23 protein-coding genes are annotated in these 22,605 nt (G+C 48.8%); 9 read left to right on the top strand and 14 right to left on the bottom strand.

Features of this window, described 5'->3' with window-relative positions:
- The first annotated feature begins 50 nt into the window (after positions 1–50).
- Entirely contained in the window at positions 51–2,384 is a 2,334-nt protein-coding gene (locus tag I6E38_RS10645; RefSeq protein WP_235393980.1) for a DUF3987 domain-containing protein, read from the top strand.
- 177 nt (positions 2,385–2,561) lie between these two features.
- Complete coding sequence (locus I6E38_RS10640) at positions 2,562–2,921, top strand: DUF5675 family protein (RefSeq protein WP_235393979.1); 360 nt, start codon at positions 2,562–2,564, stop codon at positions 2,919–2,921.
- 91 nt (positions 2,922–3,012) lie between these two features.
- Here I6E38_RS10640 and I6E38_RS10635 read toward each other — a convergent pair whose 3' ends face one another.
- Positions 3,013–5,205: a beta-N-acetylglucosaminidase gene (locus I6E38_RS10635; protein ID WP_235393978.1), complete on the bottom strand. Its 2,193-nt coding sequence runs from the start codon at positions 5,203–5,205 to the stop codon at positions 3,013–3,015.
- 355 nt (positions 5,206–5,560) lie between these two features.
- On the opposite strand from I6E38_RS10635, the gene ilvC reads away from it, so the two are divergent.
- From ilvC to I6E38_RS10620, 3 genes are all read left to right on the top strand, one after another.
- On the top strand, positions 5,561–6,610 hold the full coding sequence (ilvC, locus tag I6E38_RS10630) for a ketol-acid reductoisomerase (RefSeq protein ID WP_235393977.1): 1,050 nt from the start codon (positions 5,561–5,563) through the stop codon (positions 6,608–6,610).
- 201 nt (positions 6,611–6,811) lie between these two features.
- Entirely contained in the window at positions 6,812–7,471 is a 660-nt protein-coding gene (locus tag I6E38_RS10625) for an MgtC/SapB family protein (protein WP_235393976.1), read from the top strand.
- A 69-nt stretch (positions 7,472–7,540) separates the two neighbouring features.
- Positions 7,541–8,026, top strand: a complete 486-nt coding sequence (locus I6E38_RS10620; RefSeq protein ID WP_235393975.1) for a low molecular weight protein-tyrosine-phosphatase — start codon at positions 7,541–7,543, stop codon at positions 8,024–8,026.
- A gap of 45 nt (positions 8,027–8,071) precedes the next feature.
- Here the strand turns inward: I6E38_RS10620 and I6E38_RS10615 are convergent, their stop codons facing one another.
- The 10 genes from I6E38_RS10615 to I6E38_RS10570 all read right to left on the bottom strand — a co-directional run bounded on the left by I6E38_RS10615 (position 8,072) and on the right by I6E38_RS10570 (position 14,751).
- Complete coding sequence (locus tag I6E38_RS10615; protein ID WP_235393974.1) at positions 8,072–8,509, bottom strand: Fur family transcriptional regulator; 438 nt, start codon at positions 8,507–8,509, stop codon at positions 8,072–8,074.
- 2 nt (positions 8,510–8,511) lie between these two features.
- The gene (locus I6E38_RS10610; RefSeq protein ID WP_235393973.1) at positions 8,512–8,982 is read right to left on the bottom strand and encodes a hypothetical protein; all 471 of its coding nucleotides are present in this window, start codon (positions 8,980–8,982) and stop codon (positions 8,512–8,514) included.
- Between the two features lie 15 nt (positions 8,983–8,997).
- Positions 8,998–10,485, bottom strand: a complete 1,488-nt coding sequence (locus tag I6E38_RS10605) for an ATP-binding cassette domain-containing protein (protein ID WP_235393972.1) — start codon at positions 10,483–10,485, stop codon at positions 8,998–9,000.
- Positions 10,473–11,036, bottom strand: coding sequence for a crossover junction endodeoxyribonuclease RuvC (ruvC, locus tag I6E38_RS10600; RefSeq protein WP_262912370.1), 564 nt, complete (start codon positions 11,034–11,036; stop codon positions 10,473–10,475). The genes I6E38_RS10605 and ruvC overlap by 13 nt, the downstream gene beginning before the upstream one ends.
- 12 nt (positions 11,037–11,048) lie before the next feature.
- Positions 11,049–11,690 (bottom strand): MBL fold metallo-hydrolase, encoded by a 642-nt coding sequence (locus I6E38_RS10595; protein WP_235393971.1) that lies wholly within the window; start codon positions 11,688–11,690, stop codon positions 11,049–11,051.
- 108 nt (positions 11,691–11,798) lie between these two features.
- Positions 11,799–12,422, bottom strand: coding sequence for a 16S rRNA (guanine(527)-N(7))-methyltransferase RsmG (rsmG, locus tag I6E38_RS10590; protein ID WP_235393970.1), 624 nt, complete (start codon positions 12,420–12,422; stop codon positions 11,799–11,801).
- Between the two features lie 192 nt (positions 12,423–12,614).
- The gene (locus I6E38_RS10585; protein WP_235393981.1) at positions 12,615–12,893 is read right to left on the bottom strand and encodes a starch-binding protein; all 279 of its coding nucleotides are present in this window, start codon (positions 12,891–12,893) and stop codon (positions 12,615–12,617) included.
- A complete protein-coding gene (locus tag I6E38_RS10580; RefSeq protein WP_235393969.1) occupies positions 12,880–13,359 on the bottom strand; it encodes a hypothetical protein in 480 nt (159 codons plus the stop codon). The genes I6E38_RS10585 and I6E38_RS10580 overlap by 14 nt, the downstream gene beginning before the upstream one ends.
- Before the next feature lie 10 nt (positions 13,360–13,369).
- Positions 13,370–13,573 carry a hypothetical protein gene (locus tag I6E38_RS10575; protein ID WP_235393968.1) on the bottom strand — a complete coding sequence of 68 codons (204 nt, stop codon included), beginning with the start codon at positions 13,571–13,573 and terminating at the stop codon, positions 13,370–13,372.
- Positions 13,574–13,740: 167 nt separating this feature from the next.
- Positions 13,741–14,751 carry a LacI family DNA-binding transcriptional regulator gene (locus I6E38_RS10570; protein ID WP_235393967.1) on the bottom strand — a complete coding sequence of 337 codons (1,011 nt, stop codon included), beginning with the start codon at positions 14,749–14,751 and terminating at the stop codon, positions 13,741–13,743.
- 264 nt (positions 14,752–15,015) lie between these two features.
- On the opposite strand from I6E38_RS10570, the gene I6E38_RS10565 reads away from it, so the two are divergent.
- The 4 genes from I6E38_RS10565 (at position 15,016) to I6E38_RS10550 (ending at position 18,954) form a co-directional block, all read left to right on the top strand.
- Positions 15,016–16,383, top strand: a complete 1,368-nt coding sequence (locus tag I6E38_RS10565; RefSeq protein WP_235393966.1) for an MFS transporter — start codon at positions 15,016–15,018, stop codon at positions 16,381–16,383.
- Between the two features lie 54 nt (positions 16,384–16,437).
- Complete coding sequence (locus I6E38_RS10560) at positions 16,438–17,487, top strand: zinc-dependent alcohol dehydrogenase (protein ID WP_235393965.1); 1,050 nt, start codon at positions 16,438–16,440, stop codon at positions 17,485–17,487.
- A gap of 293 nt (positions 17,488–17,780) precedes the next feature.
- A complete protein-coding gene (locus I6E38_RS10555) occupies positions 17,781–18,512 on the top strand; it encodes a hypothetical protein (RefSeq protein WP_235393964.1) in 732 nt (243 codons plus the stop codon).
- A 55-nt stretch (positions 18,513–18,567) separates the two neighbouring features.
- Positions 18,568–18,954 (top strand): VOC family protein, encoded by a 387-nt coding sequence (locus I6E38_RS10550; protein WP_235393963.1) that lies wholly within the window; start codon positions 18,568–18,570, stop codon positions 18,952–18,954.
- Positions 18,955–19,090: 136 nt separating this feature from the next.
- On the opposite strand, the gene I6E38_RS10545 is transcribed toward I6E38_RS10550, so the two are convergent.
- From I6E38_RS10545 to I6E38_RS10535, 3 genes are all read right to left on the bottom strand, one after another.
- A complete protein-coding gene (locus tag I6E38_RS10545; protein WP_235393962.1) occupies positions 19,091–19,369 on the bottom strand; it encodes a heavy-metal-associated domain-containing protein in 279 nt (92 codons plus the stop codon).
- 33 nt (positions 19,370–19,402) lie between these two features.
- Complete coding sequence (locus I6E38_RS10540) at positions 19,403–21,388, bottom strand: TonB-dependent receptor plug domain-containing protein (RefSeq protein ID WP_235393961.1); 1,986 nt, start codon at positions 21,386–21,388, stop codon at positions 19,403–19,405.
- A gap of 159 nt (positions 21,389–21,547) precedes the next feature.
- Positions 21,548–22,102, bottom strand: a complete 555-nt coding sequence (locus tag I6E38_RS10535; RefSeq protein WP_235393960.1) for a helix-turn-helix domain-containing protein — start codon at positions 22,100–22,102, stop codon at positions 21,548–21,550.
- Positions 22,103–22,605 lie beyond the last annotated feature (503 nt).

The raw sequence follows: 22,605 nt of genomic DNA, 5'->3' as shown, positions 1-22,605 counted from the left end.
GCTTTTCCCTTCCTATTGAGGGGTCGGGGGTAGGGCTTTTAATTAATATTATGAGTGTATATACAATTTATTACAAGGACGGGGCAAAGCTTATGCGCCCCGTCAAGGACGAAACGGAATACAGGCTGCTGCGTGACTCACAGCACAACCGCACAGCCGACAAGCACCACATGGTGCAGATGAACTACTCGTGTCTGCCTAACGACGATGGCACGCTGAAAGGTTCTACACGAATGAGCCGGTCGGTGGGTATGGACATCGACTTCGACCCTAAGGCTGCTGACTATGAGCAGAAGATGGCGAGCGTGCCCGATCTCGTGATGGGCAAGAAGGACGAACTGGGACTGCTGATGCTCGAACGCTCTGCCAACAAGGGCTACCACATCGCTTTCAAGCGCAAGCCGGAACTCTCGCAGGAAGAGAACCTGAAATGGGCGTCGCAGCTGCTCGGCGTGCAGTACGACAAGGGAGCAAAAGACATAACTCGTGTGTTCTTTACACCTCCATGCGAAAAGTTGTTATTCGTAGATGCAGATTTATTCGATAATGATGGTGTTGTGTTGAGGGGTTGTGGTGGTGAGATTTCCTCGTCAGCTGCACAGCAAACTAACACCATCTCAACATCTCAACACACAACTTCAACCTCAACACCTCAACACACAACCTCTTACTTAGGCATTCCCTACGCCGACATCATCCGCAAGTGGTGGGCAATGTACAACGACTCGCAGGAGCCTGTGCGCAGCAACCGCAACACGCTGACCTTTGAGCTTGCCGTCAACCTCCGCCACATCTGCGGTTTCGACCGCCAACTGCTGGACAGCATCATTCCGTGTTACGACGGATTTCCAGAGGCGGAGAAGCTTGCCTGTATCGACTCTGCCCTGAGCGAGAAGCGCACGCAGATGCCCAAGCGACTCAAGGACGTGCTGCTTGCCTTGCGACAGGAGCGCATAACAGGCGCAGACGTAGAACAGGCGGAAACCGACGGTATAGACGAGGCGCTGGCGCAGGACGAGCTGTTCTACTACAATGCGCTGCCACGAATGCCGCAGGGCGTGAAGGATTCTATCGACGCTGTCGGTCCTGCCTTGGCGCTGCCAGTACTGACAGCCATTTGCCCCGTGATAGGTATGCTGGCAACGGGCGTGAAGGTGGACGTGCACGGCAAGATGAACTCCCTGAACCTCATCTCGTACATAGCCGGCGACTTCGCCTCAGGCAAGGGCAGCATCGACCCCGTTGTGGAGGAGTGGACGCAGGAAGTGAGGGCAATGGACAAGATGTATCAGCAGCAGGAGGACGAATGGCGAGCCAAGAAGCGAGCAGCCAAAAACAAGAAGGAACAGCCCGAAGAACCTAAGCTGCCCGTGCGCTGTCTGACGCTCAACAATACCGTAGCCAACCTTGCCGAGCGACTTGCCAACACAAACGGACAGCACGCCTTCTCGTTCACGCCCGAGGCTGACACCGTGGCGCAGAAATGGCGGTCGGCTATGAGCGACTTCTCCGTGATGCTGCGACAGGCTTACGATGGCACAAGCTACGAGCGTGAGGCGCGAAGTGCCGAGGCCGTGAACGTGCATATCGACCGCTTGCTGTGGAACGTGGTGATGTGCGGAACGCCCGATGCTCTCTACCGTGTGGTGACCAACTACACGGACGGATTCCAAAGCCGTATAGCCATAGCACGCACGCCCGACAACACTTTCACGCCTCTTACCGAAAATCTCCACGTATTGACAGAGCGCCAGCGTGAGCGCATCCGTCAGATTGCCCACTTGCTGCCATTGATGCAGGGCGAGGTGGTGCTGCCCAAGCTGGAGGCAAAGGGCAGGCAATGGCTGGAGCAGGTGCGACTGGAGACGATGAAGAACGACGACAAGGTGAAGGCACGCCAACGCTTCCGTATCTGTCCCACGACGATGCGCATGATGACCTGTCTGATGCTCTGCCGAGTGGCTGCACAGCTGATAGACCGCCACGGACTGACTGGCGCCGAGACACGCTTGAAACAGCAGCCTGGACTGTGGAAGGAGCTGACAGTGAAGCAGCAGCAACCCTCGTTTCTCGCTGCCTTCGACGTGCTTGCCGATTATCAGATAGACAACGCCCTGCACTTCTTCCGCGACCGCATAGAGGCGGCATTCTCGTCGAAAGACTATTGCGGACGTGCCGTTTCGGAGCGCACCAAACGAGGCAGGAACGACTCAATCTTCGAGCGTCTGGACACTACCTTCAGCTTTGAGCAAGCCCTACAGCACAGCATCGCCGTGAAGGGTGCCAACACGTCGCGCAACGCCGTGCATCAGATGCTCAAGAATTGGCGCAAGCAAGGATTGATAGTTGATTTACAAAACCTGAAGTATCAGAAGACATTATGAATGTTGAGTTTTGAATGTTGAATGTTGAGTTATTCTCGGCTACGCCTGCGATTGAGAATTATTCAGTTGTGAATTAAAAATTCAAAACTCCTAATTCAAAACTCATCTTGTCATCTTGTCATCTTGTCATTTTGTCACAATTCAAAACTCAAAACTCCTAATTCAAAATTCAATAACATGCTGATAGAAATCAAACGCTACCGCTACTCGCCCTATGGCGTAGACGGCATGCTCATTATAAACGGTCGCACTATTTGCGCCACCTTAGAGCATCCTCGTAATTATCTCCCTGCTGGCTCATATCCATTGGAGCTGGAGATAGACAGGAAACTCTGCCGCAGGTTGCCCACCACTCCAAGCGGCGCTGTTCTTAGACCAGGCAACGGTCCCTTCACGCTGAAGAACGGCAGCATAATCATAGGCAAGGAGTACATCCCGGGACTGGTGATAAAGTCGTCGCATACGTTTGACAGGCTTTACGAACGTATTGAGAAAAACATAAAGCGCCGCAAGGGCGTAGTGCTGACGATAGTATAGCGATTAAACCAACAGACGGTCTGAACGAGACTAATAGCTTATGTAGCTATCAGCCGTTCAGACCGTCTGTTTTGCTTAATGCTATTCTACTTTACTTGGTAGCAAACTTGAAGCTGCGGAAGTAGACTTTCAGGTCTTCACCCGAGATGTTGGTGAGGCGAAGCTTTTTGGCCTTCAGTCCGTCAATCTCTGCGCCGGTGTTCACTACTGTCTTTCGACGCTGGTTCATGCTGAGGCTGATAGGTTGCCATGCGCCACCTGTGAAGACTTCGAGCTTGAACTTATGGGCAATGTTCTCAACGTCGAAGTTGAAGTCCATACCGTTGAGCGTTACCTCGTGGTCGGTCTCTATCTCGATGAATCCGTCCTTCTGCCAGTTGATTACCTCGTTGGAAGGGGCAACCATGACGTTGGTGTTCTTGATGCTGACAGGCAGCAGGCGGAGCTGGTCGACGTTGCTCGTCAGCTTGTATGGCATGTATTCTGCCACATTTGAGAGCGTGGTGCCGTTCAGCCTGTTGTAGTTGTCGACAGCCAGGGTGAAGAGCTTGTGAAGTGTGGGCAGCATAACCTTTGTGCCAACCTTGATGCCGGGCTGAAGAGCGTGGCGCACGTCGGAGTTCTCAAGCTCGAACATCTGCTCCTGAATAGATGTAGCCTGGCGGTAGAGATTGTCGAAGCTGATGGCTGGGTTGCCTTGGAGCATCATTACGACCGTAGTGCCGTAGTCGGCAAGGTTCTTGGCTTGCAGCAGCCATGGACGCAGTTCGCGTATAAGCTCCTTGTTGGTCTTGTCGGAAAGCAGGAGGTCGCAAGCGTTCTTGAGTTGCAGACACTTGGCATTGATCTCTTCAATAGCCTTGCGGTCGCCCTTTACGGCAGCTGCTGCCACATCTTTCAGTTCCTCGCCCTCATCGCGGCGGAATCCGTGTCCGTTCTGTCCGAGGTCCTTGTTGTAGAGTGCGAATGTGCGCAGAGCCTCGGCGTTGGCAGGCAGCAAGTCGTTGATGCCCTTGAGCCAGTCGGTCTCGGCATCGTAAGCCTTCATGTTCCATGTGTAGTCGGCTATGCCATAGAGCGAGATTTTTGAAGCCTCGGCATGTTCCATTGGGTTAGACACAAATCCCGACACGTCGTCGGCGATGTCCTTGCCGTTGCCGTAGGCTGGACCGAGCAGAATGTGGTCTCTCACGAAGTCGCTCACGGGGAAGTTCCACCAGATGTAAGCCTTGCGGTCGATACGGCTGTTGATCCACTGCATCGACTCCTTGTCAATGCAATGCACCACGGAGTTGCCCGTCCACATAATGCGTATGTCCTTGTTCATCTTGGTGCCGAGTGTGCGCAGATAGCCCTTCTCGTCGTTTGCCCAAGCACGGTTGTATTCGGTTGGGCACATAATAAGAGGTGAGATGTCCTTATGGCGGTTGATGAAGTGGTCGTCGACATAGTTGAGCAGTTCGGCTTGCTTGTCGGCCTTGGCGCCTTCGCCCCAGATGTCGTCGAAGAATACGGCGAATGAGCGTATGCCGAGGGCGTACATCATTTCGAGCTTGTTGATGAGGTTGTCGCGGTCTTCGTTGTTCCACTTGATGTCAACGCCCGGATGTATTGCCCAGTAGAAGTTGACACCATTCTGCTTCGACACCTCGTTGAGTTCCTTAATGCGGTTGGCCTCGTCGGTAGGGTAGGGCTTGCGCCACTGGTCGCGATGATAGGGGTCGTCCTTCGGTCCGTAGATGTATGTGTTCATCTTGTTGCGACCATAGAAGGCAATCTGGCTGAGGCGGGCCTCGTGGCTCCACGGTGTGCCATAGAAACCCTCTACAGTTCCGCGGAAGTCAACGTCGGGCCAGTCGGTAACGGTGCCTTTCTCAAGCTTGCCCTTGGCTATTGAGCCGAGCAATGTCTGCACGCCGTAGAAGAGTCCCTCCTCGTCGTTGCCTATGATTACGGCTCCCTTGTCGTTGATGCTGAGCCAGTATCCCTCAGCCTTTCGTGGAAGATGCTTGGCGTATGCCTTGACACACTTGTCGCCCTTGATGCCAAGTGTTATGGTAAACTTTGCGTTGGATTCCACCTTCATGCCATTCTTTAAAGTGGCAACGGCAAACGAGTTGTCTCGGTTGTTGCTGGTCTTGATACTAACGCTTTGTGGCAACTGTGCAAATCCTGTGCTCTGTATGTTCTGCGGCACGGGATTGACAAGTTTGAACTGCGCTTTGGCGGGCATAGTACCAGCCAAGGCAAGTGCGGAGATGATTCTGATGGTCAGTTTGTTCATTTTATTTGTATGTGTTTTGATTGTCTATAATAGATATGGTTAATTTTGTTTTGCAAACTTACATAAAAAAGTAAAGAAGTAGAAAAGTAAAAAGGTAAAAAAAGTAAAAGAGTGAAAAGTGTTGTCAGAATGGCACATAAACGAACGAATTGTGCAGAAGTGAAATTAATTTGTAAAAAACTGATATAAAAATTTGCAGGTAGCTTATAATTTATTATCTTTGCACTCGTAAAAGGAACAAAATAACACCTCGACCAGTATAAAAACACTCCAATCAATAGTTTGCAAGACAACTAATATAAAGGAAATATATAAACCCGCGGTCGTCAGTTTGACCGCACAAAACAATTGTAGTATGGCACAAATGAATTTCGGTGGCGTTGTAGAGACTGTAGTCACCAGCAAAGAGTTTTCATTGGAAAAAGCACGTGAAGTTCTTAAAAACGAAACAATTGCCATTTTGGGATACGGTATTCAGGGACCTGGTCAGGCAGGTAACTTGCGCGACAACGGATTTAATGTAATCGTTGGTCAGCGTCCAGGCAAGACTTATGACAAGGCTGTAGCCGATGGTTGGGTGCCGGGCAAGACTCTGTTCTCTGTAGAAGAGGCAGCCGAGAAGGGTACTATCATCTGCATGCTTCTTTCTGACGCTGGTCAGATTGCAGTATGGCCGAAAATCAAACAATATCTCACACCGGGCAAGACCCTTTACTATTCACACGGCTTCGCTATCAACTGGAACGACCGCACAGGCGTAGTTCCTCCTGCTGATGTAGATGTCATCATGGTGGCTCCTAAGGGCTCGGGTACTTCGCTCCGTACAATGTTCCTCGAGGGCCGTGGCTTGAACTGCTCTTATGCAGTATATCAGGACCACTCAGGCAAGGCTGAGGAGAAGACAATCGCCTTCGGTATCGGTATCGGTGCCGGCTATCTGTTCAAGACTACATTCCAGCGTGAGGCTACTTCAGACCTTACAGGTGAGCGTGGCTCGCTGATGGGTGCTATCGAGGGACTGCTTGAGGCTCAGTATGAGGTTCTGCGCGAGCACGGACACTCTCCTTCTGAGGCTTTCAACGAGACTGTTGAGGAGCTGACACAGAGCCTTATGCCTCTCTTCGCTGAGAAGGGTATGGACTGGATGTATGCCAACTGCTCTACAACAGCACAGCGTGGTGCCTTGGATTGGGCTCCTCGATTCCGCGAGGCTATCAAGCCGGTTATGGAGTGGCTCTACCTCTCAGTCAAGACTGGTAACGAGGCTCAGATTTCAATCGATTCTAACTCTAAGCCCGACTATCGTGAGAAACTCAACGCCGAACTTAAGGCTATGCACGACATGGAGATGTGGCGCGCTGCCGAGACAGTTCGCGAGCTTCGTCCGGAGAACGAGGCTAAGTAAAGGATGACTTAAGGCATAAACATAAGGATTTATTAGATCATATTTGATAGATTTGTAGAGGTCGGCTGGGAGCGCCCAGTTCTGACCTCTACTTTTTTTTGTATTTATACTATTATTTTGTAGTCAGAATTATATTTTGTAACTTTACATCCGCCAATAGGCAAAAAGGCTTTTCGTATTACCCTTAAAACAACAATCACTATGGATGCAACCTATATCGAAATAACAATACGTCTTTCGTTGGCTCTTCTGCTGGGAGGTGCCATAGGCATTGAGCGTGAATACAGAGCCAAGGAGGCTGGTTTTCGCACTCATTTTCTTGTTGCCTTGGGCAGTGCACTCTTCTGCCTTGTGTCCCAGTTCGGGTTTGGCATCGACCTGAAAGACTCGTCGCGTGTGGCGGCACAGGTGGTTTCGGGCATCGGATTCCTTGGTGCCGGCACTATCATATTCCAGAAGAATGTGGTGCGTGGACTGACGACGGCTGCCGGACTATGGGTGACGGCTGCCATCGGATTGGCTTGCGGTACTGGTATGTATGCTGCCGCTTCAATAGCTACGTTTATGGTACTGCTCGGCCTTGAGGTGCTCAATGCCTTGATTCCGCAGTTGGGCACGTCGACAGTAGAGCTGTCGTTCAAGGCTCCGTCGAAGGATAGCGTGCGCCATCTTATTGAGAAGTTGAAGCATGAGGGCATGGAGATTCAGCTGTATGAACTGAAGGACAGCTTCACCTCGCAAGGCGAGATTTTTGAGGCTGACATACAGTTGAAGGTGAAGCGTGGCGAGAGCAACTGTCTGCGGATGATTGACTATATGGAGGATTTCTCTGATGTAACGATTGTTACTACAGAGGGGTAGTGGTTGAGTGTTGAATGTTGAATGTTGAGTGTTTGCAAAATAATAATATAAACTATATATTTTTGAACAATGAAAACAAGTGATAAAACCCTGCATCGGCTGCTGTTTATATGTCTTGGAAATATTTGCCGTTCGCCGGCAGCTGAGGGCGTGATGCGTGCCAAGGTGCATGCTGCCCATAAGGATGACGAATTTGTGATTGACTCGGCTGGTATAGGCGACTGGCATGTAGGACAATTGCCCGACCGTCGCATGCGCGAACGTGGTGCTTTGAGAGGCTACCGTTTCGACAGCCATGCCCGACAGATACGCCAGTCGGACTTTGACGACTTCGACTTGCTGCTGGTTATGGACAGCGACAACTATCGTATTGTCACGTCTAAAGCTCCAACCGAAGAGGCTCGCCAAAAGGTGCGCATGCTTGCCGATTATATGCCTGAGGGAAGCAAGGCAACCGTTGTGCCCGACCCTTACTATGGCGACCTTTCGGACTTTGATTATGCTCTCGACCTTATAGAGGAAGCGTGTGACGGGCTGCTGGCTGCGTTGTTTTAAAACAAATAGAACTAAAAAACAACATTGTTTCACTTCTATATAGTGTTACAATGTTGTTTTTGTTTTCTTGGATTTGCAGTTTGGACATTCGCCCTTGATGACGAACGAGGCTGAGTGCTGGCTGAAGCCGGGGGGCAGAGAGAACACAGGAACCGGTACATTCTCCATACAGAACGAGCGTCCGCACACTTCGCAGTAGAAATGTACGTGGTTGTCGTGATGGTGGCATTCGCCCTGTTCGTTGCACAATTCATAGTTCATCACTCCGCGTCCGTCTTCAAAGGCATGTACAACGTCGTGCTTGAGGAATAATGTAAGCACGCGGAATATGCTCGACTTGTCCATCGACAGCAGGAGATTCTCCATGTTCTTAAGACTTTGTGGAGACTCTTGGCGGGCAAGAGCGTCGTACACCAAAATGCGGTTGGCTGTTGGTCGTATGCCCTTGCTTGCTAATCGTTCGGTAATTTGCTGGCCGTTCATTTTTACTTTGTTACAGCCTCAAGAGCTTTCACCCAGTTGGTGTCGAGTGAGAACTGTGTGATGAACTTCTCGTTGTCGACATAGCTGTATATCACCTCCTTGTCGACATCGTTGAACAATGAGTTGTTGATAGTAGCCGTGCGGAACTTAGCCTTCAGTAGCTCCTTGTCCTTTGCTTTGGTGGTTTGGCTGAGGCGTTTCACAAACAGGTTGACAAATTCAATCATAGCGTTGGTCTGTTCGCCCAGATTGTACTCTGTGAATGTGCCATCCTGGCTACCCTTATCAATGAGATAGAAGATGGCATCGTACTTGAAGCAGGCGATTTTGCGCTCGTTCAGATTCTTTGTTGTATCGTTGGCAAGTGTTTCAGCCTGTTTCTCAAGACGCTTTACCTCCTTCAGTATCTCTTGTGCCGAAGCATTTGCTATGGTGGCACATATCATGGCGAGTATCAATACGATTCTTTTCATACGTAATATTCGTTTTTATTTGTTTTTATAAAGTATCTTCTTGTGGTTGATGCACGCAGGCAGTTCGTCTTCGTAGTGGGTCACCATGATAAGGGTCTTGCCCTTGCGCTGGCAGAAAGCCTCTATCACCTGCTTGACGTGTCGGCGGTTGGGCTCGTCGAGTCCGTGCAACGGTTCGTCGAAAATCAGCAGTTCGGGATCCTTCACCATGGCTCTTGCCAGCAACACCAACCGCTGTTCGCCGCTTGATAGCTTCAGGAAACTCTTGTCGGCAAGCTGCTCTATTCCGAATATGCTCATCCATTTGAGGCATGTTTCGTGATTCTGAGGGTCGGGCTTTACGTACAGGCTCACGGCGTTGCTGAATCCGCTTGCCACTATGCGTTCTACCGTCACGTTGCTGCGGAAGGCACGGTGCATTTCGGGCGAAACGTAGCCTATGTGCTTCTTGATGTCCCAGATGCTTTCGCCGCTTCCTCTTGTCTTGTCGAAGAGAGTGATGTCGCAAGCGTAGCTCTGCGGATTGTCGGCACATACAAGGCTCAGCAGCGTAGACTTTCCGCTGCCGTTGCGTCCGGTCAGCGCCCAATATTCGCCGTTCATCACCTGCCAGTCGAGGTCTTTCAGAATTGTTCGCTCGCCGTAGCGTATGCACACCTTGTGCATGTCTACTACGCGTTGTGCATTGTATTCCTCCTCCTTGTATGCCATCTGTTCAATCATCTGGCGCCAGTTGTCGGGTATGTTGGCAGGAGTGTCGTCGGGCTGTTGCTGAGCCATATACTCGCTACGTGTCATCTTGCGTCCTACTGTCATGCCGCTCACCTCAACTACGTGCGACACAAACTCCGGGATGTCCTTGGTGCGGTTCACTACGAGCATTATCTGAATGCCGTGCTCGGTCGAAAGAATCTGCAGCAGATTGGTGAGTTGTTCGCGTGCCTCCTTGTCGAGTCCTATGTAAGGATTGTCGATGATGAGCAGTCGGGGCTGCGAGAATATTGACGATGCGATGACCAGCTTGCGCAGTTCGCCGCTCGACAGCAGTATGACGTACTTGTCGAGCAACGACTCCAGTCCGAACAGCTCGTATATGTGCTGCTGTAAGTGGCGGCGCTCTTCGGTGTCGTCGCCAGCTGCCTGATATGCTGCTTCGAGACGTGAGCCTACGGTAGCCGTTTCGGGATTAATCTCGGTCTGATTCCATCGCTGCTGCAGATAATACGTAGAGTCGTTGTCGCCTCCGTAAGTATCCTTGAAGCAGACGTATTTGATGTTGTCTGAGATGTACTCCTTGGTTGACGGCGTGAAGTCGTACTTGATGCTGTCGCCCAGAAGCGGATGCTTGCCCGTGATGATGTCTACGAACATTGACTTGCCGCCTCCGTTGGGGCCCGTTATTGCTATGTTCTCACCGTCGAGAAGTTCGAAGTTCACGGGCTGTGCCATGCGCCATTCGGGCATGCGTGTCACCCCATTCTTAATGTCAATTATCCTTTGCATAGTCTATCCTGATTCTTGTTGATGAAATCTTTCCACCCGTTGTAGTGTGTGTCTGTCACGGGGCGTCCCTGCTGCATGAAGTGGCAGTAAGCCACGCCCAGGGCGTCGGTGGCATCCATAAGCTTTGGCATCTGGTCGGCGTTGAGTCGGAGCAGACGCTTGAGCATGTCGGCCACCTGTTCCTTCGAGGCCTGTCCCTGTCCGGTTATCGCCATCTTTATCTTCATCGGAGCATATTCGTGTACTGGTACGCTATGACCAACGGCAGCCGCTATTGCCACGCCTTGCGAGCGTCCGAGCTTGAGCATCGACTGTACGTTCTTGCCGAAGAAGGGGGCTTCGATAGCCATTTCGTCGGGCAGGAACTGGTCGATTATCTCCGTCACGCGGCTGTGTATCTTGCCCAGTCGCAGATAAGGGTCGGAGTCACGGCGCATGTCGATGACACCCATAGCCACCATTTCTGCCTTGTTGCCCGTTGCTCTCAGCACTCCATAACCCATGACGTTGGTGCCGGGGTCGATGCCGAGTATTATCTTTTCTGTTTTCAAATCTTTCTCGTCTTATCTGTCCAGATAGGGGTTGTGTGCCAACTCATATCCCATAGTAGTCTGCTGTCCATGTCCGGGCAGCAGAGTGATGTCGTCGGGGAACTGCACAAACATGCGCAGGCTCTGAATGATCATGAGCATGCTGCCGCCTTCGAAGTCGGTACGGCCTATAGAGCCACGGAACAGGGTGTCGCCGGTGAAAGCCACCTTCTCGTCCTTTATGTAGAGCACTACGCTGCCCATAGAGTGTCCCGGAGTCTCGATTACCTCAATCTCGTGTGTGCCGAACTTGATGATGTCGCCAGCCTTGAATGTCTTGGTCTCAGTCACGATAGGCTCGTCGAGAGTAATTCCGAAGTAGGCAGCCTGCTTGTCGGCAGCCAGCACGTAGCTTTCGTCGGAGCTGTCAATCTCGAGTGGCAGTCCGTAAGTCTTTGTTATGAAAGCGTCGCCGAAGTTGTGGTCGAGATGTCCGTGAGTGGCAATGAGGTGAACGGGCTTCAGCTCGTTAGTCTTGATGTATTTCTCGATAGCCAGTTTTTCAGCCTCGTAGTAGGCACCGCAGTCGATGATGACACATTCCTTGGTGTCGTCGCTCACAACATAGCAGTTCTCCTGCAGCATGTTGCATGTGAAAGTTTCTATCTTAAGCATATTTTGTTTTTTTAGCTTAGCTGGGCCTTACTAAGCCTTACTAAGCCTATCTAAGCCTTACTAAGCCTTTTTAACTTTTTACTTTTTACTTTTTTACTTTTTTACCTTTTACAGTGGCAGGTAAATCAGATATTTCTCCTTAAACCATTCCTCGTCGAACATGTCGTGAATCTCGGTGAGGCTCACAATCTTCTTGAACGGCTGGGTCTCGGCCTGCAGATTGCCTCCCTTCAGACAGATGAGTCCGTTGGGCAGCGAGTTGTGCTGGTTCTTGTGTGAGATGTTCTTCTTAATGATCTTCACGAGGTCGGGCAGGGGCATTACTGCACGGCTGACCACGAAGTCGTACTGTGCCTTCTCCTCTTCGCCCGACAGCTGCTCTGCCACAACGTTCTTCAGAGCGATGGCCTGTGCCACCTCGTTCACCACGCGAATCTTCTTGCCCGTGCGGTCGATCATCTTAAACTGGCACTCGGGAAACATTATAGCCAAGGGAATGCCGGGGAAGCCTCCGCCCGTGCCAAGGTCGAGTATGCGCGAGCCGTCGCGGAACTTTATCTCGTGGGCTATGGCAAGCGAGTGCAGCACATGGTGTTCGTAGAAGTTGTCCATGTCCTTACGCGAGATCACGTTTATCTTGCTGTTCCAGTCCTCGTACAGCTCCTTGAGCTTGGCAAACTGCAAGCGTTGCGTGTCGGTAAGGTTGGGGAAATATTTCAGTATCAATTCCATATCTTTATATATAATATTGTGTATAATAGAGTGCAAAGTTAGTGGAAATCGAAGACACTACAAAAAGAAAACCGTTCATTTAAAATATATTAAAGTTTAGCAAGTCATAAAACTTGCTAAACAGTGGACAAGTAGACGAGATACAAAATGTGGCTCATCCTGGTATTTGCCTGGATGAGCCACATTTATTTATTATTCTCCCTTGTTCACCACCGTTGTAGTAGAAGCGTTGGTTTCGTTTATGGCTGTGCCCTGTGTTCCGTCGTTGATGAAGAATTTGGCGTTGGTGTAGCCAGCCGGAATCTCTACTTTGTACCATCCCGTCTTGCCGTTGTGCGAAGCGCTTGCATCGTAAGTCATCTTCACGCCAGGCCATGTCGTCGATGATGTCTTGCCGTTGTAGAAGTAGCAATATACATTAGCCCAGCTGTTGCTGTTGTCGAAATAGACAAACTTGTCAGTACCTGGCAGTACAATGTCGTTGTGGTTTACCTTTGTAATTCTGGTCTACATATTTGCTCCAGCCATCACCCGGGTCATTTGCGTAGGTGTCATGGCTCTCGCCCCAGTATACCAGTTTGTTGGCAGATATTCCTCTGTATGTAAGGTTACCGGTAGATGTGCTTACATTACCATTAGAGAACGACTGTGTAACGCCGTTGCCTATGATATAGTCGTAAGGCTGGTAAGTCATGTACCATGCAGAGTTAAGAGGTTCTTTCTGATGCAAGGGCGAAGTCTGCACAGCTGTAAAACCAGCTTTTGCTATGTTGGGTATTTCAGCCTGTATGTCACTCAGTTTCCAGTCGAAGCAATGCAGTATCACGCCCTCCTGAATATTGTCTTTAAGTCCGTATTTGTTGTCGGCGAAGATGTTGGATGCAAAGGCAAAGAGCACCAGCAACATCAGTATACCTCGGTTCGTTATCTTTTTCATAAATTAATTCTTATTTTCTGATTATTACTTTCTTTCCGTTATGGATGTTGAGACCAGTCTGTGTTGGCTTGTTTATGCGTATGCCAGTTATGGTGTACCAAGCATCGTCGGTGGTGCTTAGGGCCTCTTCCATTGTGATGTTCTCGATGGCAGTAGCCGTTCCGCTCACATAAACGGTCTGTCCCTTAAGTGTAATTTTTTTGCATAGTCGCAATCGGTAATTTTTTAGTTTATAAGTTTAGGTGATATTATTTCTTGCTCCAAAATTAATACGTTTTTCTGTGTCGGCGTGTATGGACTATGCAAAAAAGGATTACGCTATGCAAACGATTGCGTATTCCCCTGGTTCAGAGTCAGCCCCTTTCAGGGGTGTGCTCCTGTTTATTCGGTTGACTCCCTTTCCACTATTTCTCCCCTCAGCACAACATCCTCCACTTGCTTGTCGCTATCAGATATTTTCGCCATGAGCAATCGGCATGCCTCAGCAGCCATTTGCTCAACAGGCTGTTCCACGGCAGTAATTGTGGGATGAACAAGTGTGCAGAGAGTAGTGCCTGACACACAGCAAACGCACACTTCTTCGGGTATATGCAGTCCACGTTTTTGTATTATGCTCTTTGCACCTATAAGTGACGTCTCGGTGAATCCAAACACAGCGTCAAATGCTATATTCTTAGCAAGAAAGTTGCTCATAACTTGACTACCCTCATCGGCACTCAATGCCGGAGGCAACACAAGGTCAGGATTATAGGCTATATGAAACTTCTCAAGTGCGTCGCGATAGCCACGCAGACGCTCATAACCATTGCGTATGCGCGAAGGTCCAGGGATATGAACAATCTGTTTGCAACCGCTGCGGATGAGCTGTTTCACCATGAAGAACGACATTATATAATCGTCGAGCCTCACTTGCGAGGCCTCAACATTCTCAACAGTACGGTCGAAGAACACAACCGGTGTGCCATGCGAAACGATATGGCGGTAGATATCGGCATTGCGGTCCTTGTCGCAAACGCTGATGAGAAGCCCGTCGACCATGCAACGCTCCATCATATCTATATTCTCACGTTCCTGTTTGTAGCTTTCGTTGGATGCTGCTATCAGCACATTGTATCCATGTTCGCGCAATATTGCCTGCACATGACTTATGAAGGTCATATAAAAAGATGTGACTATCTCGGGAATGATGATGCCTATATTGTGAGAGCTTTGCTTGCGCAAACTCACAGCCATCTCGTTGCGATGATAGCCCATGCGGCGTGCTGTCTCGGTGATGAGTTGCATTGTCTCTGCCTTCACATTCGAGGAGTCGCCCGAAAGAGCGCGAGAGACTGTCGACTTAGAAATACCAAGTTCGTTGGCTATATCCTTTATGGTGATGTATTTCGACATTATCTTTGTTTTTAGCTATTACAGAAATGATAATGCAAAATTAGTAAAAAGATTCGGTATTGAGAAGAAAAGAAAGCATAAATGGATGTTGTGCGAATAGCTTTCTTTCTCAGTTATACATCAATAGGAATCTCTGGGAACGGTTGCGCCAATCGGGAACGGTTGCGGGAACGGTTGCGTAAAAAGTCTGATATTTTCTTACCATTTATCTTGCGGGAAAGCATTAACTTTGCGTCAGAAAATAACAAAAAAACCTAAAAGTAAATGAATACAACTTCAAACAAAGGCCGTGTGCCGTTCATCAGCAAGATTGCCTATGGAATGGGCGATGTAGGCTGCAACTTCAGTTGGATGTTCGTAAGCAACTTCCTCATGATTTTCTACACCGACGTGTTTGGCATCGGAATGAGCGCGGTGGCTACACTTATGCTCATATCGAGAATATGGGATGCCGTGAACGACCCTATCATCGGAACCCTTACCGACAAGACCCACACTCGTTGGGGACGCTTCCGCCCTTGGCTTCTCTTCGGAGCACCTATAACGGCTATCATACTTATGCTCACATTCTGGGCACACCCCGATTGGAGCCAGACTGCAAAGATTGTGTATATGGCTGTGACCTACTGCATCTTGGTGCTTGGCTACACTTGCGTCAACCTGCCTTACGGCACACTCTGCGGAGCTATGACACAGGACATTGACGAGAGAGCCAAACTTAACACAAGCCGCTCGGTGAGCGCGATGATTGCCATCGGTGTGCTGAACATCATAACCGTGCCTCTCGTAACATTCTTGGGTAAGGGCAACGCACAGTTCGGCTATCTGGCAGTAGCTATAATATATGGCATTATATTCGCCGCCTGCCATCTGTTCTGCTTCAGCAAGACAAAAGAGGTGGTTGAGGTGCCTGTGGGACAGAAACTTCCTCTTTCGGTACAGCTGAAGTCGGTACTTGCAAACCGCCCTTATCAGCTTGCCATTCTCGGACAGTTTCTCTTTGGATTCATTCTCTACGGACGCAATGCCGACATCCTCTACTACTTCACCTATGTTGAAGGTTCGGCAACGCTCTTCAGCTACTATTCCATGGCTATCATATTGCCGTCAATAGCAGGAGCCGCCTGCTTCCCGTGGATGTTCCGCAAGACTGGCAACAAGGGATATGCAGCAGCCGTTTTCGCTCTACTCTGCGGAATATTCATGGCATTGCTCTATTTCTTCAGTCCTAACACCACCCCTATCCAGTTCTATATATGCTCGGCAATAGCCTGGTTCTTCTTCTCTGGCTTCAACACAGCCATCTATGCCGTAATACCCGACTGTGTGGAATATGGCGAATGGAAGACGGGCATACGCAACGATGGTTTTCAGTATGCCTTCGTGTCACTTGCCAACAAGATGGGCATGGCTCTCGGCACAGCAATGTTTGCCTTGGCTCTCGACTCGGCAGGATATGTGGCAGGAGCAGAGCAGAATGCTGACGTAATAAATATCATGCGCCACACGTTCTCCACTATTCCTGGTATGCTTTGGATGGTAACAGCTGTGTGTCTGTGCTTCTACAAGCTCCACCGCCATGTGTACAACAAGATAGTGGAGGAACTGAAGGTGATCAAGAACAAATTATAAAATCGTATAACAAATAAAAACATTACAATAACATCCTTTAAAAACATTACAACTATGAGACAAGCAATATTAGTAGCCCCTAAGCACATTGAGTTCAAAGAAGTGGCAGCACCTAAGGCAGCAGACCTTAAGGAACACCAGATACTCGTCAACATCAAGCGCATTGGCATCTGCGGCAGCGAGATCCACTCTTACCACGGACTCCATCCTGCCACATTCTATCCCGTTGTTCAGGGACATGAATATTCGGCTGTGGTTGTGGCATGTGGCAGCAAAGTGACGGTTTGCAAGCCTGGCGACAACATCACAGCACGCCCACAACTGGTTTGCGGAGAATGCAATCCTTGTAAGCGTGGACAATATAATGTATGCGAGCATCTGCGTGTGCAGGCTTTCCAGGCTGACGGTTGCGCACAAGACTACTTCATTATCGACGACGACCGTGTGGTTAAATTGCCAGAGGGAATGAGTCTCGACTATGGAGCTATGGTTGAGCCTGCGGCAGTAGGCGCACATGCAAGCAACCGCACCGACGTGAAAGGCAAGAACGTTGTGGTAAGCGGAGCGGGAACTATCGGCAATCTTGTGGCTCAGTTCTGCAAGGCTCGCGGAGCAAAGCGAGTGCTCATAACAGATGTGAGCGACCTTCGACTTGCCAAGGCTCGCGAGTGTGGCATTGCCGACACTCTCAATATCACAAAGCGACCATTGAAGGAAGCTGCCAAAGAACTTTTCGGCGACGAGGGTTATCAGGTTGGCTTCGAGGTGGCTGGTGTTGAGTCTTCAATACGCTCGCTTATGGAGACTATCGAAAAGGGCAGCGACATCGTTGTTGTGGCTGTCTTTGCCAAGGACCCTGCTCTTAGCATGTTCCACCTTGGCGAGCACGAGCTGCGACTCATAGGCTCGATGATGTATCGCCACGAGGACTATCAGACAGCTATCGACTATGTATCGCGCGGCATTGTAAACCTCAAGCCTCTCGTTAGCAACCGCTTCGCTTTCGAAGAATACGATGATGCCTACAAGTATATCGACACTCACCGCGAGACTTCAATGAAGGTGATTGTCGATCTCGAACAGAAACCGAAGAACAATAGATAAGAAGAAAGATAAGTTGGATACATAAAAGTTAATTAAGTTTGAGTTTTTTCAGCCCGACAGGAAGTGAGTACTTATATCGCTCTTGTCGGGCTTTATTGGTTTTTGTTATCTATCGGTTTTCAATTATTTTGTTTTTACATTAGGAGGATTTGCTTTGGGAACGTTTGCGCAAATTGGGAACGATTGCGGTAACGTTCCCAATAAACAAGGCGTTTTTTTGTTTTGTCACCTATTTGGGATGACGTAAATTTGCAAGCGTAAACAGTAATAACAGAAAACCTAAAACCTTGCAAATGAAAAGAATCACCACATCACTCATTGCCTCGGCAATATGCCTGACGGCTTCAGCACAAATCCACCTTACTGCCGACTTGCAGAACAACCATCTGTGGCGAGGCATGGAGGTGGCTGACGGTTGCCTTATACTCACTGACCTTGGCTATACGTTTGCCAATGGACACATGACACTCGGACTGTGGGGAGGCACAAATACTCAAGGCTCATATAAGGAGTTCAACCATTATGTCACAGTACGGGGTGCGGGCTTCGAGTTCTCGGCTATGGACACCTACAACTTTTCACCGGGTGCAACGTACAACAATCGCCAGTACTTCAACTATAAGGCCCATGAGACAGGACGATTTCTGAATTGCACGCTCAATTACCGTTTCCAGCAGCCTCGGTTTCCATTGCTGCTGAGCTGGTCGACGATAATGTTCGGACGCGACCGCTCGGCCGACAACAACACTCAGAAATACTCTACATTCGTTTATGCCGAATATCCCGTATATAATAAGGAGGGATGGAGAGTGGATGCAGGAGTGGGAGGAGCATTCGCCCTGAACAAGGCTGGCGAGAAACAAAACTTCTACGGCGAAACTTCGGGCGTAGTGCATACACAACTGAAAGTGAGCCACGACCTGAAGATAGGTTCCTGTACAATTCCAGTACATGCAATGGGAATGTGGAATCCGCAGACGGAGAAGGCTTACTTCCAGATTGGCGCACAAATCATCCACTTATAAAACACTTAGATTGACAACATAAAATCCATAAACATCCATAAAATCCATTAGCATTATGAACATCAAAGATTTCACAACAGGCGTTCAGCACATCGGTATCCCGACAAACAACATTGAGGAGACCATCAACTTCTACCTCACACTGGGTTTCACAACAGCCCTTCGCACCGTGAACGGCTCAGAGGAAGTGGCTTTCCTGCAGCTCCACAATCTCGTGATAGAGACTTATCAGAATCGCCAGGCAGCAATGGCGTACGGTGCCATCGACCACATCGCCATCGACGTAAAGAACATCGACGAACTGTTCAAGGTAGTGCAGCGTGCCGGACTGAAGATGCTCGACACACAAGTAAATGGTTTGCCGTTCTGGGAGAACGGAGTTAAGTTCTTCACTATCGAGGGACCGAACAAGGAGAAGATTGAGTTCTGCGAGAGGCTCTGATTAGTTGAGAATTGAGAGTTGAGAATTGAAAGTTATGATATGCTTTAACATTAAATGTTTAGCATGGTAATCATAACCCTTAACTCTCAACTCTCAATTCTCAACTTGAATAAACTCTCAACTTCCAACTGGAAATTTATTTCTTCTTTATCTCATACCCAATTTTCTTGAAGGCCGCAACAAAGTCGTCGTAGTTGGCTTTCTTGGAGTTGTATACGATAGTGACCTTCTGCTCTTCGAGTGAGGTGCTGATTTGCTTTGTGCCTTTCACAAAGCGGATGTTGCTCTTGATCTTGTTCTCGCAACCCTGGCAGTGCATCTGCGGCTGAGTGGTTACCACTAATGTGTCGGCTGCAGTCTGTGCAAAGCTGTTGCCGGCAAGCATGAGCATAAATGCTGTTAAAAGATTCTTCATATTGTCCTGATTTTTTAATGATGAATGTATGTATTATAACTTCTCTAATTTGAATCTAATGCCTACGTAAGCCATCGCTCCCGTTACAGGTCCCCACACCTGAGTGGCATCGAAGGCGGCGCTCCATGGATGATGAGCACTTTGTATCGGGGAGTCCATCTTATAGTTGGTGAGATTTTCGCCACCTAAGTAAAGGCTGAAGTTGCGGAACTCTCGTGTCACTTGCGCCTGCAACTGGAAGTAGGCAGGATAGCTGCTGCGGTCGTAAAGCTCGCCGCCACCATTTAGCTGACCTGTCATGTCGAACTGCCAAAGCTCCAGCGGTGTCTTATACGAGAGAGTAAGCAATCCTTTATAGCGTGACGTGAGAGGCTTCTGGCGCAGACTGCCATCATAAGTACACTTAACATCGTTCAAGCGGAAGGCTGCAGTGGCAGACATACCACTGAACAATGAGTATGTGGCATCCACCTGGAAGGTGTGGCTATAGCTCTTGCCGTCGAGATTCTCAAACGAGAGAGTATGACTTCCTTTGGCTCCATCGAAGTTGATTATCATCTGATGCTTGAAGTCGGTGTAGTAATACTCCGCATTCAGCTCAAGATTCTTGCCGAAGAGGGGGATGTTGAAGCCCAAAGAAGCTCCCATGTTCCATGCCTCCTCCTGCTTAAGGTTCGGATCGATGATTATCTCTCTGCCACTTGCCAACAGCGTAACGTTCTCTGCCAAGGCATGAGGTGAACGATAGCCCTTGCCTACCGAAGTGCGTAGCGTGACAATATTTGATGGAGAATACTTGATATGCAGACGTGGTGTCAGGAAGCTGCCGTAAAGATTGGAATGATCCCAACGCACGCCAGGCATTACAGTAAGCTTGTCGCCCAACTTATATGTGTACTGAGCATACAGACCAGGAGTGGTCTCCTTTGTCACCTTGCTTTCTGCTTTAGGCAATGCACCCAATGGGTTGAAACGTTCGTCATAGTAGTCGTGGTTGAACGACGCACCTAAACTAACGTTATGATTCTCCGTAATATCAGTCTCAAACATCAGTTGGGCATAACCATTTTTCTGAGTGACATCATATTGGGTGGTTCCAAACATATTGTCGGCATCATGCCACGAGCCATGTAGCATCAAGGCTATTGACGTGTTGTGATCGGCATTAAGGGTAAAACCGTTTTTCCATTGCATCTCATAGCGGTTGGTCTTTACTGAGGTTGAGTAGAGAAGTTCCGATGAAGCAGCATTAGCGTGCTTACGGCTTTGTCCGCCTTCGCGCTCATCGTGCAAACCACGCAACATCAACTGGCTTATCCACCGTGGCGACACATACGCCCAGCGGTGCATAAGGTTGTATTGTCGCAACTTGGGCATATCCATAAAGCCGTCGCCATTGCCGTCATGATCCATCTGTCGGTTCTCGAAGTGAAGGAGGGTTGCCGTAGAAAGGCGGTCGTTGAGATGTATGCTTCCATCGAGGTTGACCTCTGTCTTCAGTTCGCTATCCTGATAAACATTCGCTCGCACACCATCTGTGCCCTGTGGTTTCAGAAACTCAATGTTTATCTGACCCGTAGTGCTCTCATATCCGTTCTTGACGCTCGAAGCACCCTTGCTCACCTGTATCGACTGCATCCAAGGACCAGGCACATAGCCTAAGCTATAAGGCAAGGAAGCACCACGCAGATTAGGGATGTTCTCCGTGAGCATCTGCACATAAGTGCCGCTAAGTCCAAGCAGCTTTATCTGCTTCGCACCAGTGGCAGCGTCGCTGTAGCTCACGTCGACCGAAGGATTAGCAGTGAACGACTCGCCAAGGTTGCAGCAAGCAGCACGTATCAGTTGGCCTTGTCCTATTATCTCGGCGTTATCCACTCTGTATTTCGACTTGATGCCGTTGGTGGCTTTCACTGTCACATTCTTCAATTCGTGCGTATTGGCTATACTATCCGTCTGTGCCGAAATCTGCTGCGACACAAATGTATATCCCAATAAACCAATCAATATTTTTCTCATGTACTTTATTTTATAACAATCTCTAATACTAATAACAATATATTTTTTCTTAACGTGAATTAGCATGAATTATATTTATACTGCGTATTTCTACACAACAACAATTTTCGAATATTCACGTGACATTTACGACAATTTACGTTCAGCGACAGTATTGTATTACAATGCATCCAGGGATGTTCTGTCGTGTTTTCCCATTTCGCGAAATCCTTTTGGAGTCATACCCGTCACTTGCTTGAACTGTGAGGAGAGGTGTGCCGGCGAACTATATCCAAGCCTATATGCAATCTCGCTTGTAGAAAGCTGACTATAGCACAGAAGTTCCTTGGCATATTCAATACGGTGCAGGATGGAGAACCGTTCGATGGTGATGCCTCGCACTTCAGAGAACAGCTTGCTTAATGTACTATAGTCCTTGTTGAGCTGACGCGACAGATAATCGGACAGCTTAGTACGCTCCTCATTCTTTCTTACCCATTGTTGTACGGCTATGCGTATCTGCTCCACCAATTGCGAGCGTGGGTCGTCAAGCAGTTCAAAACCTATGTCGTGCAATTTCCTCGCAATAGAAAAACGTTGCCCGGCAGTAAGCTCTTGCTCTATCTCTGCATCGCCCAAACTTATTGACTTCACCGTCAGGCCTTCCGACTCAAGAATTTCCTTCGCTGCCGATATGCAGCGCGGACAAACCATGTTCTTTATCAATAGCTTCATCGGCGTATATATTTATCTGTTTCCATTACGATGCAAAGATATAGATTTTCGATTGATAATATATACAAAATTAGGGAGAAAACTTACAATCACATAAAAAGCCCCACCCCCTAACCCCTCCCCCGTAGGGAGGGGAGTAGTATGCTTTGTTAGCAATGTGCAATTGACTCTTATAACAAATTGTTATATTTTGTCTTTTGCATGCTTTGACTATAGTTGGGTTTCTATAGCCAATTGTGCATATCACTCCCCTCCCTGCGGGGGAGGGGCTGGGGGTGGGGCTTTTGTGTGGCTTTTTCCTGACTTCGTCACTCAAAAAACATGCATTTTATAACTTGTTGATAAACAATATTTTGTATCTTTGTGTCACCTAATATTGGGTGACACGAAAGATATTTTAACTATGTTTGTCCGCAAAAAGAAATATCCATCCGGCAATATCGGAGTTATTGTTGTTGAGAAAATCGGTGGCAAGATGAAGGAACTTGCCACAATTGGTGTTG

Source organism: Leyella stercorea (assembly GCF_021531355.1).
Classification (GTDB): domain Bacteria; phylum Bacteroidota; class Bacteroidia; order Bacteroidales; family Bacteroidaceae; genus Prevotella.
The sequence above is the reverse complement of the archived record's forward strand: the minus strand, read 5'-3'. Positions and strand labels throughout refer to the sequence as shown.